At 70.2% G+C, this 13,252-nt stretch carries 13 protein-coding genes; 3 read left to right on the top strand and 10 right to left on the bottom strand.

The window, feature by feature from the left end; all coding sequences use genetic code 11:
• Window positions 1-19: 19 nt before the first annotated feature.
• From RNL97_RS25640 to RNL97_RS25630, 3 genes are all read right to left on the bottom strand, one after another.
• Window positions 20-625, bottom strand: coding sequence for a restriction endonuclease (locus tag RNL97_RS25640; RefSeq protein ID WP_158709121.1), 606 nt, complete (start codon window positions 623-625; stop codon window positions 20-22).
• A gap of 56 nt (window positions 626-681) precedes the next feature.
• Window positions 682-891, bottom strand: a complete 210-nt coding sequence (locus RNL97_RS25635; RefSeq protein ID WP_313751240.1) for a hypothetical protein — start codon at window positions 889-891, stop codon at window positions 682-684.
• Window positions 892-1,137: 246 nt separating this feature from the next.
• The gene (locus RNL97_RS25630) at window positions 1,138-1,509 is read right to left on the bottom strand and encodes an AlbA family DNA-binding domain-containing protein (protein ID WP_313751239.1); all 372 of its coding nucleotides are present in this window, start codon (window positions 1,507-1,509) and stop codon (window positions 1,138-1,140) included.
• A 49-nt stretch (window positions 1,510-1,558) separates the two neighbouring features.
• Here RNL97_RS25630 and RNL97_RS25625 point away from each other — a divergent pair, with 49 nt between their 5' ends.
• A complete protein-coding gene (locus tag RNL97_RS25625) occupies window positions 1,559-2,164 on the top strand; it encodes an RNaseH domain-containing protein (protein ID WP_234313379.1) in 606 nt (201 codons plus the stop codon).
• Window positions 2,165-2,285: 121 nt separating this feature from the next.
• Here RNL97_RS25625 and RNL97_RS25620 read toward each other — a convergent pair whose 3' ends face one another.
• The 3 genes from RNL97_RS25620 to RNL97_RS25610 form a co-directional block, all read right to left on the bottom strand.
• A complete protein-coding gene (locus RNL97_RS25620) occupies window positions 2,286-2,585 on the bottom strand; it encodes a hypothetical protein (RefSeq protein WP_030581296.1) in 300 nt (99 codons plus the stop codon).
• Between the two features lie 532 nt (window positions 2,586-3,117).
• Window positions 3,118-4,446, bottom strand: coding sequence for a class I SAM-dependent RNA methyltransferase (locus RNL97_RS25615; protein WP_313751238.1), 1,329 nt, complete (start codon window positions 4,444-4,446; stop codon window positions 3,118-3,120).
• Between the two features lie 206 nt (window positions 4,447-4,652).
• Window positions 4,653-6,689: an APC family permease gene (locus RNL97_RS25610; protein WP_030581292.1), complete on the bottom strand. Its 2,037-nt coding sequence runs from the start codon at window positions 6,687-6,689 to the stop codon at window positions 4,653-4,655.
• 322 nt (window positions 6,690-7,011) lie between these two features.
• On the opposite strand from RNL97_RS25610, the gene RNL97_RS25605 reads away from it, so the two are divergent.
• Together RNL97_RS25605 and RNL97_RS25600 are read left to right on the top strand one after the other, a co-directional pair.
• Complete coding sequence (locus tag RNL97_RS25605; protein WP_030581290.1) at window positions 7,012-7,680, top strand: potassium channel family protein; 669 nt, start codon at window positions 7,012-7,014, stop codon at window positions 7,678-7,680.
• Window positions 7,680-8,357 carry a potassium channel family protein gene (locus tag RNL97_RS25600; RefSeq protein ID WP_010059597.1) on the top strand — a complete coding sequence of 226 codons (678 nt, stop codon included), beginning with the start codon at window positions 7,680-7,682 and terminating at the stop codon, window positions 8,355-8,357. Before RNL97_RS25605 ends, RNL97_RS25600 begins: the two co-directional genes overlap by 1 nt.
• A gap of 71 nt (window positions 8,358-8,428) precedes the next feature.
• Here RNL97_RS25600 and RNL97_RS25595 read toward each other — a convergent pair whose 3' ends face one another.
• The 4 genes from RNL97_RS25595 to RNL97_RS25580 all read right to left on the bottom strand — a co-directional run bounded on the left by RNL97_RS25595 (window position 8,429) and on the right by RNL97_RS25580 (window position 13,071).
• The gene (locus RNL97_RS25595) at window positions 8,429-9,223 is read right to left on the bottom strand and encodes a DUF3159 domain-containing protein (protein WP_313751237.1); all 795 of its coding nucleotides are present in this window, start codon (window positions 9,221-9,223) and stop codon (window positions 8,429-8,431) included.
• A gap of 3 nt (window positions 9,224-9,226) precedes the next feature.
• Window positions 9,227-9,652, bottom strand: a complete 426-nt coding sequence (locus tag RNL97_RS25590) for an OB-fold nucleic acid binding domain-containing protein (RefSeq protein WP_175466131.1) — start codon at window positions 9,650-9,652, stop codon at window positions 9,227-9,229.
• 76 nt (window positions 9,653-9,728) lie between these two features.
• On the bottom strand, window positions 9,729-10,424 hold the full coding sequence (locus RNL97_RS25585) for a response regulator (RefSeq protein ID WP_030581286.1): 696 nt from the start codon (window positions 10,422-10,424) through the stop codon (window positions 9,729-9,731).
• 103 nt (window positions 10,425-10,527) lie between these two features.
• Window positions 10,528-13,071, bottom strand: coding sequence for a sensor histidine kinase (locus RNL97_RS25580; RefSeq protein ID WP_030581284.1), 2,544 nt, complete (start codon window positions 13,069-13,071; stop codon window positions 10,528-10,530).
• Window positions 13,072-13,252: the final 181 nt, after the last annotated feature.

Below are 13,252 nucleotides of genomic sequence, written 5' to 3'. Positions count from 1 at the left end.
CGCACGAGATCCCCGCTTGTCAAGATCTGGACAGCCACCGGCCGCGCGGATCACCCGGATCGAGCACGCGAAGTATTCGATAGAGCGGCTCGCCCCGATCCGCCCACCTCTCCAGGGCGTTCCGGTCCACGAGATGGATTCCGTAGCGTGGGCCGCTCGCTCTGGCCGCTGCCGTGAAGCCGCCGGTGGTCACGATCACGGCGAACTGAGCGCCATGATCATGCCGGTAGGTACCGTTGATCCGCTGCACGTCCTGATCACCGACCCGCCGGTCCGGGCGCAGTCGCTTGCACTGCACCACGACCCGCCTTCGTGAACGGTCGACGACGAGCACGTCGGCGCCCTTGTCCCCCGCTCTGCCCACGTGTTCCGCGCTCAGTCCGTCGCGGCGCAGCAAGGAGCAGACCGCCAGTTCGAACGCACGGGGGTCCAGTGCGTCCAGATGTGCCAGCGAGTAGCGCAGGGAGGCTCCGGGAAGCGTCGAGCGTCCGAGCCATCGCCGTACCGCCGACCGGCCCGGCTTCAGTGCCATCCCCGCCACCCCGACCGCGAGCAGCGTTCCCGTCCACACGGGCCAGACCACGACGGCACGCCACAGACCACTCACTGCGGCGAGGGCTGCCACGCCCCAGGCCCACCAGGGCACCGCCGACCACCCTCCCTGGCTTCGCCGACGCGGCATCAGCCGGCCGCCCCGAAGAGCGCCCACACACCCAAGGCCAGCCCGAACAGCGCGAGCCCCGCCAGATCGGTGATCGCGACGAACGTGAAGGAATGGTCCCGGCAACGCGCGAACAGTCCTTTACGGCGACGGCGACACGGCCGGTGATAAGCCGTCGGGCCCCCGCAACGCGACACCAGTGCAACCCCGCCGATCACCAGCAGTGCCACGACAAGCACCATCGCCCCCCCTGGTCCGCAGCCCTTGACCTCCATAGGTATCGGGGGTTCCTTCGCCATGGCCAGTAGGTCTTCGGCCGAACCTGTACGGACACGGGGGCGCGTAGAAGCACCGGAGGCACTCTTCGCCCACGTTTCCCTCGCCACACCCCCGGTGCCCTCACGCTGCCCGCCGCAACGCCTTACCCCCGAACCGAGATCACTGCCCTTTGGCCGGGGGGCTGTCCATGGCGACGCTCATCCCCAGTGTTCCTCCTGGTATCGCAGAAGGTCGTCCCCGTGGAGTTGCTTCGTGGCATTGCCTACTCGGACCCAGAAGTCGGTGGCTCCGTTGCCGCCCTTGGTGGGTTTGGCGAACACCGGCTTACCTGCCGCGGCAACGCTGATCTGGCAGACGACGTTGCCGGAAATCTCGGGGAAGCGTCCGCGGACGGTGGTCGCTGTCGGGGTCGACAGGCTGCTGTCGAGGAGTTGGCGTACGAAGAGCTCGTACCCGTCGATGCTGGCCTGCGATTCCAGAGTGGTGAGGTCGTTCTCGATGCCGAGGACGGCTCCGTCGTCGGCGACGCCGATGTAGAGGTTTCCGCCTTCGCCGTTCAGGAAGCCCATCAAGACCGGCCACGCACCGGCCGGACGGCTCGACGACGAACTCCGCCTCGTGCGTGTACGCGGCTGCGGAGGACGCGAGAGCGCCCAATGGTGGGGCCTGGCCGAGGCCGGCAATCCGCACGGGCAGCCTGCCGGCTTCTGGGCAGAGCTCGCGCCTCAGCAAGAGGGGGCACCCTCGCGTGAACGGGTTTTCTACAGCACCACCGAGCGCCCGGGAACCCACCCGGTCTCGCCCTCCCTCGATCGTCTCGCCACCCGGGTCAACGCGGCCGGCAACCTCACCTCGCAGGCGGGTACCAACGCCTGGAATCCGACCCTGGTGGAGATCGCGGTGCTGGGCTGCCATCAGGACGCCGCCTCGCCCGTGCCCGGACCGCCCGACGACGCCGAGGCGCTGGCACTCGCCGTACACCAGCTGCGCCAAGCGCCGGACTACGCCGCAGCGCTGTCCCTTCCCCTTCCCCTCCACTTGGCGAGCCAGGCCCAGGCGTACGTTCTCCCGATGCTCGTGGAGGACAGCCCGAGCCCCGATACGGAGGCGGTGGAATCTCACGCGGGTCAGGACTTGGACGAGCTGGACCCGGACCTGGCGGAGGCGGCAGGGCTGGCCGTAGCACCGGATGAGGGCGACGAGGAGGCGGACGAGGTGCTGTAGGTCGGCGCGCTTGCCGATCGGTGCAACACTCAGACGCTTCATCGGCCGGCAGCCTGTCCGGGCAGAGGGACCCAGACCTCGGCGCCCGATCGTCGACGGGCGGTACCGGAACCCCCATGCGTCATAGGTGGAGCGTCACACACTCACGCAGCAGCGGATCGAGCCGCAGTTGGGCACCTTCGCGGTCGAAAACCTGCAGGGCGTCGAGGCACATCCCGATCCACCGCGCCTCTTCCTCGTCGACTTCACTCCTGACGGCCACAGCGGTCATCGCTATCTCCGAGTCGACCACCCCGTCCTCGTACTCGTCCGCCAGGACTCGGTATCCGGTGGCGAGGAACGGGTCCGCGTACAGACCCGTGTTCTGGGCGAAAGCATGTGCACGGGCCCGGTCGGTACACAGGTCGGCCAGGCGACGCAAGGCCTCGTCGGGATCGTCCAGTTCGCGGTGCAGGCGATGGCGAGGTCTACCAGCCGCGGCCAGCCGCCGGACAGCTCGTTGAGCCGGTCCAGGCGTGGGCGAACGGGGCTCTCGGAGAGGCGTGGTTGGCCGCCGGGGTGACCTGCCCCATCGTGCGGCAAACCCACACGTCTCACGGGTCGCGTTGCTGCTGTTGATCTCAGCGGGTGCCGACACCCCAGTCCCCCACCACCCAAGCTGCCATCCTCAGCCGCAACCCCGGTGAACCCGCTAGTTATGCTGCGGCCACCTACCTGACGACCCGTCAGCATGTGCGTCAAACGAGCGTCACCATTCGCGACGGACCATCATTTCGGCGAGGCGCCTATCACACGTAACGACCACATCACCCAAATAGCACATCTCTCGGATGAGCAGGTCAGGCACGCTCTGCGGGCCGTTCAAGGCCCGCAGAGGCGTTCCACGTGGTGCACCTCAGAGAACAGGTCGACTGACCCAGCCGAAATCTACGAGATCTCGAAGAAGCTGCAGGTCAGACGCCCTTTGTGGTCGGTTCAAGAATCGCCACACACTCAACGTGCGAAGTCATCGGAAACAGATCGAACGCCCGCAGCGTCCGCACCCGGTACCCGCCCTCCCGGAAGTACGCCAGGTCCCGGGCGAGGGCCGCCGGGTCGCAGGCCACGTAGGCGATCTTGCGCGCGCCCAGGCCCGACAGGTGCTTGACGACCTGCTTGCCCGCTCCCGCGCGGGGCGGGTCCAGGACGATCAGGTCGCACTCCGTGATGCCCGTGCGGGGCAGGACCTGGTCGACCTTGCCGTGTTCGATGCGGACCCGGTCCAGGTCCTTCAGGTTGTGGCGGGCGTCCTCGACCGCGCGCTTGCCGGACTCGATGCCGAGGACCGCGCCCTTCTCGCCGAGGCGCTGGCCGATGGCGCCGGCGAAGAGGCCCACGCCGCAGTAGAGGTCGAGGGCCGTGTCGTTCTTGCGGGGCAGCAGGCCCTGCATGACCGCGCGGACCAGGGTGTTGGCGGCCTGCGGGTGGACCTGCCAGAAGCCGCCGGAGCCGACGCGGTACGTGCGGTCGTCGGCGCGTTCGCGGACGAAGGCGCGGCCGTGGACGCGGTGGACGCCGCCGTCCTTCTCGTCGACGCGGAGCACCGAGACCGGCTTGTCCAGCTCGACCAGGGGGAGCCGGCCGCCGGGCTTCGGGGTGAGGATGACCTGGCGGTCGTTCGAGCCGGTGGCGGTGATGGCCTCCACCGCGGCGATCTGCGGCCACTCGCGCTTCTCGACGCCGAGCTCCCAGACGCCCGGCGCGGCGATCAGGCAGCGGTCGATCGGCTGGACGTCGTGCGAACGGTGCTTGCGCAGGCCGGCCCGGCCGTCGGCGTCGACGGCGTACTGGACGCGGGTGCGCCAGGCCGGCACCTCGCCCGCGGGCAGCTTGTCGCCCTCGGCAGGCATCACCGTGCCGTCCCAGCCGGCCTCCTCGGGGGTCAGGCCCGCCAGGCGCTGGAGCTGCTCGGCGATCACCTCGCCCTTCAGACGCCTCTGCGCGCCCGGCTTCGCGTGCTGCCAGTCGCAGCCGCCGCACATGCCGGGGCCCGCGTACGGGCAGGGCGCCTCGACACGGTCCTTGGACGGCTCGATGATCCGCACCGCGTCGGCCCGCAGGAACCGCGAGTCCGTGTCGCCGTCCGTCACCTTGGCGATGATCTTCTCGCCGGGGAGCGTGTGGCGGACGAAGAGCACCTGGTTCTCAGCGGTACGGGCGATGCAGTGGCCACCGTGTGCGACGGGCCCGACCTCGACCTCGTACTCCTCCCCGACCAGCGACGACGTGGGTTCGTTCTGCATGAGGGGAGGCTCCAGGGAGGAAGGGGGTAAGCGGTCGAGCATGCTGCCGGACAACAGCCCACCAGTCTACGTGGGACTGGTGGGGGTGGTTACCACGAGCGGGCCGGGCCGGGCCGGGGTGGACCGGGCCCAGCCGAGCCCGGCTGAACCTGGCGCCCGCGCCCGTTGACCTTGCGCGGCCGGGCCGGCCCCTCCCCCGGCTCACCTCACCCCTTGCGGTTCCCCCGCTCCACCGGCCCCCGGCGCACCGAACCCGGAGCGCTCCAGTCCGCGCGCTTGCGGGCCCGCTTCTTCGCCGCCTCCGAGGACTGGAGCTGGTACGGGACGGAGGTCACCATGACCCCGGGCGTGAAGAGCAGCCGGCCCTTCAGGCGCAGGGCGCTCTGGTTGTGCAGCAGGTGCTCGTACCAGTGCCCGACCACGTACTCGGGGATGTAGACGCTGATCACGTCGCGCGGGCTCTGGCGGCGCAGGCCCTTCACGTACTCGATGACCGGGCGGGTCACCTCGCGGTAGGGGGAGTCGAGGATCTTGAGGGGGACGTTGATGGCGCGCCGCTCCCAGTCCTCGCGCAGCGCCTTCGTCTCGTCCGGGTCGACGCTGATCGAGAGCGCCTCCAGCTGGTCGGCACGGATCAGCTGGGCGTAGGCGAGGGCGCGCAACGTGGGGCGGTGGAGCTTGGAGACGAGGACGATGGCGTGGACGCGGGAGGGGCGCACGCTCTCGTCGGCGGGGGTCTCGTCGGGCGCGATCTCGGCGGCGACCCGGTCGTAGTGCTTCCGGATCGCGGTCATCGTGCCGTAGAAGATGACCATGCCGAGCAGGGCCACCCAGGCACCGTGGGTGAACTTGGTGGCGAGGACGATCACCAGGACGACGCCGCAGAAGAAGGCGCCGAAGGCGTTGATGGCGCGGGAGCGGATCATGTGGCGGCGCTTGGCCTGGTCCCGTTCGTCGGCGAGCAGGCGGTTCCAGTGCCGCACCATGCCGGTCTGGCTGAGGGTGAAGGAGACGAACACCCCGACGATGTAGAGCTGGATCAGCTTCGTGGAGTCGGCACCGTAGATCCCGACGAGCAGGATCGCGGCGCCCGCCAGCAGCACGATGCCGTTGGAGAAGGCGAGGCGGTCGCCGCGGGTGTGGAGCTGGCGCGGCAGGTAGCGGTCCTGGGCGAGGATCGAGCCGAGCAGCGGGAAGCCGTTGTACGCGGTGTTCGCGGCGAGGAAGAGCACGAGGGCGGTGGCGGCCGCGAGGACCATGAAGAGGAAGGAGCCGTGGCCGAAGACCGCTTCGGCGACCTGGGCGATGACCGGGTCCTGGGTGAAGTCCGCCCCGACCGGGACGCCGTCGCGGATCAGGTCGACCGCCGGGTTCTCGGCCATCTTGACGTCGGTGGCCAGGGCCAGGCCGATGATGCCGCAGAACATGGTGACGGCGAACAGGCCCATCAGGGCGAGGGTGGTCGCGGCGTTCCTGCTCTTCGGCTTCCGGAAGGCGGGCACCCCGTTGCTGATCGCCTCGACCCCGGTGAGGGCGGCACACCCGGAGGAGAAGGCCCTCAGGAGGAGGAAGACGAGTGCGAATCCGGCCAGCCCCTCGTGTTCGGGCTTGATCTCGAGGTCGGCGGTGGGGGCGTGCATCGTGTCGCCGAGGATCAGTCCGCGGAAGGCCCCCCAAAGGATCATGAGGAAGACGCCGGCCACGAAGAGATAGGTGGGGATGGCGAAGAGTTTCCCGGACTCCTTCACCCCGCGCAGGTTCATCAGGGTGAGCAGGACGATGGCGCCAATGGCGCAGAACGTCTTGTGCTCGATGACGAACGGGACCGCGGAGCCGAGGTTCTCGACCCCGGAGGAGATCGACACGGCGACGGTGAGGACGTAGTCGACGAGCAGGGCGCTGGCGACGGTCAGTCCGGACTTGGGGCCGAGGTTGGTGGTCGCGACCTCGTAGTCGCCCCCGCCGCTCGGGTAGGCGTGGACGTTCTGCCGGTAGGAGGCCACGACCGTGAACATGAGGACGACGACCGCGACGGCGATCCAGGGGCTGAAGTGATATGCCGACACCCCCGCGATGGACAGCACGAGGAGGACTTCTCCCGGTGCGTACGCCACCGAGGACAACGGGTCGGACGCGAAGACGGGGAGCGCGATGCGCTTGGGGAGCAGGGTCTCCCCGAGCTTGTCGCTGCGCAGCGCCCGGCCGATCAGGATCCGTTTGGGCAGGTCGGTCAGTTTGGACACGCTGAGGATCGTAAGCGGAGCCCGTGGCCGGAACGCACGCCCTTTCGACGTGGCCCCGCAATCTCCTGCGGTCGGAGGCAATTGCCCGACCATTCTTTAACGCGATCCTTGCGCCCGTCGGGCCTGTTTTGCTTTTCCTTTACCGGAGTGCGCGCCGCTACGGAGCCTCGGATGAGTCAGCGACTTCCCCGGCACATAAGCTCGACTCCTGGCCACACCGCGGGTGTGTGCCGCGTTGTTTGCCCAGCAAGCCGAGAGAGAAGTGTGAGCAGCGTGTTTTCGCAGGTCAGCCGGATGACCAGGACGGCGGGGTAGGCGCACAGTGCACATCGTCATCATGGGCTGCGGGCGCGTCGGTGCCGCTCTCGCACAGACCCTGGAACAGCAGGGGCACACCGTCGCGGTGATCGACCAGGACCCGACGGCGTTCCGCCGCCTGGGGTCCGGGTTCGGCGGTCGCCGGGTCACCGGGGTCGGTTTCGACCAGGACACCCTCCGCGAGGCGGGGATCGAGGAAGCCGGGGCGTTCGCCGCGGTCAGCAGCGGCGACAACTCCAACATCATCGCGGCCCGGGTGGCCCGCGAGATGTTCTCCATCGAGAACGTCGCGGCGCGCATCTACGACCCCCGGCGCGCCGAGGTCTACCAGCGCCTCGGCATCCCCACCGTGGCGACGGTGCGCTGGACGGCGGACCAGATGCTGCGACGGCTGCTGCCGTCGGGCGCGGAGCCGCTGTGGCGCGATCCGAGCGGGGGTGTGCAGCTCGCCGAGGTGCACACGACGCCGTCCTGGATCGGCCACAAGATCAGCACGCTCCAGGAGGAGACGGGGGTCCGGGTGGCCTTCCTCACCCGGTTGGGCGAGGCCATACTGCCGACTTCGCAGACCGTTCTCCAGGAAGGCGACCTGGTCCACGTGATGATGCGTACGGACGAGATCGGCCAGGTCGAAGAGGCCTTCGCCAAGGGTCCCGAGGAGGACGGTCACTGATGCGTGTGTCGATTGCCGGGGCCGGCGCGGTGGGTCGTTCCATCGCCGCCGAGCTGCTGGAGAACGGGCACGAGGTGCTGCTGATCGACAAGGCGCCGACCGCCATCTCGGTGGAGCGGGTCCCGATGGCCGAGTGGCTGCTCGCGGACGCCTGTGAGATCACGTCGCTGGACGAGGCGGCGCTGCAGCGGTGCAACGTGGTGATCGCCGCGACCGGGGACGACAAGGTGAACCTGGTCGTCTCGCTGCTCGCCAAGACGGAGTACGGCGTGCCGCGCGTGGTCGCCCGGGTGAACAACCCGAAGAACGAGTGGCTGTTCAACGAGTCCTGGGGCGTGGACGTCGCCGTCTCGACGCCGCGTCTGATGTCGGCCCTGGTCGAGGAGGCGGTGAGTGTCGGCGATCTGGTCCGGCTGCTGCGCTTCAGCCACGGCGACGCCAACCTGGTGGAGCTGACCCTGCCGCCGGAGTCGGCGCTGGCCGGTATCCGCGTCGGGGATGTGGCCTGGCCCGCGGACACCTCGCTGGTGACGATCATCCGCGGTACGCGGGTGCTGACGCCGAGCCCCGAGGAGTCCCTGGAGGCCGGGGACGAACTGCTGTTCGTGGCCGCCCAGGCGCGCGAGGAGCAGTTGGAGGACCTGCTGTCGGTCCGGCGGAGTCCTGAGGACGACTGAGCGGGCCACCATGCGAAAGGGGCCCGGAACCGCTGAGCGGTTCCGGGCCCCTTTCCGTGGAGCGTGCGGGGTCAGGCTTTCGGGTCGCGGAGCGCCGCGGCGGCGGCCTGCGCCTTGCGCTCCTTCTCGGCCTGTTCCTCGGCCTCCATCTCGGCGAAGACGTCGATGGGCGGCGGCGCCTTCGCGAGGAAGACCCAGGTCAGGTAGACCGCGAGCAGGAACGGCGGGATCTTCAGCGCGATGAGCACCCAGCCGAACTGGGTGGTGTCGGCCCACCAGTAGAGCGGGAATAGGATCGCGCACTTGGCCAGCAGGATGAGGCCCCAGGCGTAGCTGGCCTTGGTGTACGCCTTCTTGCGGCCCGGATTACGGGTCCTCCAGGAGAGGTTCTCCTTGAAAACGGGGCCGAGGATCAGGCCGATCAGGGGTACGCCGCCGGCGGCGGTGGCGATGTAGGCGATCGACAGGCCCAGGGTGTAGAGCATGCCCGGCAGATAGAAGTCCTTGGCGTTGCCCGTCATCATCGCGAAGACGACACCGAAGGCCACCCCGAAGACGCCGCTGAAGGCGTGCTTGACGGTGTCGCGGCGGATCAGCCGGACGGCGACGAGGGCCAGGGACACGGCCAGGGCCGCGACGGCCGAGATCTGCAGGTTCTTGTTGATGGTGAAGATCGTGACGAAGAGCAGCCCGGGGAGGACTGTCTCCACCATGCCGCGCACCCCGCCGAAGGCCTCGAAGAGGGCGGCCTCGGTGACCGCCTTCGACTCCGCGTCCTGCAGGGCGGCGTGCCTCCCGCCGGTGTGTTGCGGGTCGGTGCTGTGGGGCTGGTCCGTGTCGGACGTCGGCTTGTCGAGAGACGTCACCGGCTACTCCTTGCCGAGCGGTCGGAGTTCGTATGTGGGGTTGAACAGCACCCGGCGGCCGTGGCTCATGGCGACCCGTCCCGAGGCGATGATCCTGCGGCCGGGCTCTATACCGACGATGGAACGACGGCCGAGCCAGACCACGTCCAGCGGCTCGGTGCCGTCGAAGAGCTCCGCCTCCAGGGCGGGCACTCCGGCCCGCGGGCGGAGGGTGACGGTCCGCAACGTACCAGCCACCTTCACGATCTGCCGGTCGGAGCACTCGGAGATCCGGGTGCACCCGGTGGCCTGCGCGTCCTCCCGCAGCTCCTGGGACTCCAGGTCCTCCTGGGAACTGGAGAGCCGGTCGAGCATGCGGCGGAAGCGCCCGGAAGGCTTCGCCGCCTTCCCGGCCTTCCCGGCTTTCTCGGATCGGGGAACAGCACTCATACCCGAAGGGTACCGGGCCTGCGGGCGGTACATGCAGGCCCGCGATGATCACTCGAAAGGGTGAGCCGGTGCGGGATCAGTCGCGCTCGAACCGGTACCCCATGCCCGGTTCGGTGACGAAGTGACGGGGGTGCGAGGGGTCCGCCTCCAGCTTGCGGCGCAGCTGGGCCATGTAGACGCGCAGATAGTTGGTCTCGGTGCCGTAGGAGGGACCCCAGACCTCCTGGAGGAGCTGTTTCTGGCTGACCAGGCGGCCGGCGTTGCGGACGAGGACCTCCAGCAGGTGCCATTCGGTGGGGGTGAGGCGTACGTCGCGGCCGGCCCGGTGCACCTTCTTCGCCGCCAGGTCGACGGTGAATCCGGCGGTCTCGACGAGGGCGACGTCCTCGGTGCCGCCCTCCTGGCCGACCGGTTCCGCCCGGCGTACGGAGGCGCGCAGCCGGGCCAGCAGCTCGTCCATGCCGAACGGTTTGGTGACGTAGTCGTCGGCCCCGGCGTCCAGCGCCTCCACCTTCTCGTCGGAGGTCTGGCGCGCGGAGAGGACGAGGATGGGGACCCGGGTCCAGCCGCGCAGTCCCCTGATCACCTCGACCCCGTCCATGTCGGGCAGCCCGAGGTCGAGGAGGACGACGTCGGGGTGGCGGGCGGCGGCGAGCTGGAGGGCGGTCGCCCCGTCGGGCGCGGCGTCGACCTCGTACTGGCGGGCCTTCAGGTTGATCACGAGGGCGCGGACGATCTGCGGCTCGTCGTCGACCACAAGCACCCTGGTCATCGCGGACCTGCCTTTCTGCTGAACGGGCTGTACGGGCTGAACGGGCTGTACGAGGAGGGGGTGGGGAACACGTCGGGGCGGGCGGGGTGCGCCCGGGGGTGGGTCACGAGGTGACCTGGGCCGGCAGCTCGGGGTCTGCCCGGACCCCGCCCGGCGCCGCGGCGAGGGTCAGGACCATGGTCAGCCCGCCGCCCGGGGTGTCCTCGGCGTCCAGCGTGCCGCCCATGGCCTCGGCGAAGCCCCGGGAGACGGCGAGGCCGAGCCCCACTCCGGCGCCGCGCGGCGCGTCCCCGTACCGCTGGAAGGGCTCGAAGATGCGTTCCTTGGCCTCGTCGGGCACGCCCCGGCCCCGGTCCACCACCCGCAGCTCGACCCGGCCGCCGAGTGCGCTGGCGGCCACGGCGACGGGCTCCCGGCCCGGGTTGTACTTGACGGCGTTCTCGACGACGTTGGCGACGACCCGCTCCAGGAGCCCGGGGTCGACGGCGACCATCGGAAGCGTCTCGGGGATGTCGAGGTCGACGCTGCCCTCGGGGACGCCGCCGAGCGCCATGGGGACCACCTCGTCGAGGTCGATCTCGCGGATCAGGGGCGTGACCGTGCCGGTCTGGAGGCGCGACATGTCCAGCAGGTTGCCGACGAGGTGGTCCAGCCGGTCCGCGCCGTCCTCGATGGCTTCCAGCAGCTCCGCCTCGTCCTCGTCGGACCAGGCGACGTCGTCGGAGCGCAGCGAGCTGACGGCGGCCTTGATGGCGGCCAGCGGGGTGCGCAGGTCGTGGCTGACGGCGGCGAGCAGGGCGGTCCTGATCCGGTTGCCCTCGGCGAGCCTGCGGGCCTGCTCGGCCTCCCCGACCAGGCGCTGGCGGTCCAGGACGACGGCGGCCTGGGCGGCGAACGCGCCGAGCACCCGGCGGTCCTCGGCGGGCAGCACCCGGCCGGAGAGCGCGAGGGCCAGGTTGTCGCCGACCGGCATGTCCACGTCGGCGTCGTCGGGGCGGGCGACGGGGGCCGGTCCGACGGATCCGGCGCAGGTCCACGGCTCGACGTCGCTGCTGCGCTCCAGCAGGGCGACGGACTCCATGGCGAAGGTCTCGCGGACCCGTTCCAGCAGGGCGTCCAGGGCGGTCTCGCCGCGCAGCACACTGCCGGCGAGGAAGGAGAGGATCTCCGACTCGGCGCGCAGCCGGGCGGCCTGGTGGGTGCGCCGGGCCGCGAGGTCGACCACGGAGGAGACCGCCACCGCCACCGCGAAGAAGATCACGATGGCGACGAGGTTCTCCGGGTCCTGGACGGTCAGGGTGCGGGTCGGCGGGGTGAACCAGTAGTTCAGCAGCAGGCAGCCCACGGCCGCCGAGGCCAGCGCGGGTCTCAGCCCGCCGAGCAGGGCGGCGGCCACCGTCAGGAAGAGGAAGAGCAGGACGTCGTTGGCGAGGCCCGGGGCGTCCTCCATGGTGCGCAGGACGACGGCGAGCAGCACGGGGCCGACGACGCCGACGAGCCAGCCCCAGATGATCCTGGCGCGGCCGAGCCGGGCGCCGCGGGCGATGGGCAGACCGCGGCCCTTGGCGACCTCTTCGTGGGTGACGATGTGGACGTCGAGGTCGGGTCCGGACTCGCGGGCGACGGTCGCGCCGACCCCGGGGCCGTAGATGTACTGCCAGGTCTTGCGGCGGCTGGAGCCCAGCACGATCTGGGTGGCGTTGACGCCGCGGGCGAACTCCAGCAGGGCGGCGGGTATGTCGTCGCCGATGACGTGGTGGAAGGTGCCGCCGAGATCCTCTACCAGGGTCCGCTGGACGGTCAGCTCCTTCGGCGAGGCGGAGGTCAGGCCGTCGCTGCGGGCGATGTAGACGGCGAGGATCTCGCTTCCGGAGCCCTTGGCGGCCATCCGGGAGGCGCGGCGGATGAGGGTGCGGCCCTCCGGCCCGCCGGTCAGCCCGACGACGATGCGTTCGCGGGCCTGCCAGGTGGTGCGGATGTTGTGCTCGCCCCGGTACTGCTGGAGATACTCGTCGACCCGGTCGGCGGTCCACAGCAGGGCCAGCTCGCGCAGGGCGGTGAGGTTGCCGGGGCGGAAGTAGTTCGAGAGGGCGGCGTCCATCTTGTCGGGCTGGTAGATGTTGCCGTGCGCCATCCGGCGGCGCAGCGCCTGGGGCGACATGTCGACCAGCTCGATCTGGTCGGCCCGGCGGACCACCTCGTCGGGGACGGTCTCGCGCTGCCGGACGCCGGTGATCGACTCGACGACGTCGCCGAGTGATTCCAGGTGCTGGATGTTGACCGTGGATATGACGTCGATCCCGGCCTTGAGCAGCTCCTCGACGTCCTGCCAGCGCTTGGCGTTGCGGGAGCCGGGGACGTTGGTGTGGGCCAGCTCGTCGACCAGGGCCACGGCCGGGGCGCGCTCCAGCACGGCGTCGACGTCCATCTCGGTGAAGTGGGCGCCGCGGTAGCTGATCTCGCTGCGGCGGACCTGCTCCAGGCCGTGCAGCAGTACCTCGGTGCGCGGCCGGGCGTGGTGCTCCACGAAGGCCACCACGCAGTCGGTGCCGCGCTCGACCCGGCGGTGCGCCTCGGAGAGCATCGCGTACGTCTTGCCGACGCCCGGTGCCGCGCCCAGGTAGATCCGGAGTGTGCCGCGTCCCATGGCCCCATTGTCTTCTTCCGTCCGGCCGTGTCGTGCGGAGGGCCGGTGGCGCGCCCGGTGCGGCTGCCGCCGTCGACGCTACTCCGCCGCGGGCCGTGGTTCGGTCCCGGGAGTGCAGGTGAGGGGCGTATTGACGGAACTCTGATGCGCGCCGGGGGGCCGGAGGGGCAGGGCCCGGGGG

Origin of the sequence: Streptomyces parvus (assembly GCF_032121415.1) — a bacterium.
Taxonomy (GTDB): domain Bacteria; phylum Actinomycetota; class Actinomycetes; order Streptomycetales; family Streptomycetaceae; genus Streptomyces; species Streptomyces globisporus_A.
This window is presented reverse-complemented; position numbering and strand designations above follow the sequence as displayed.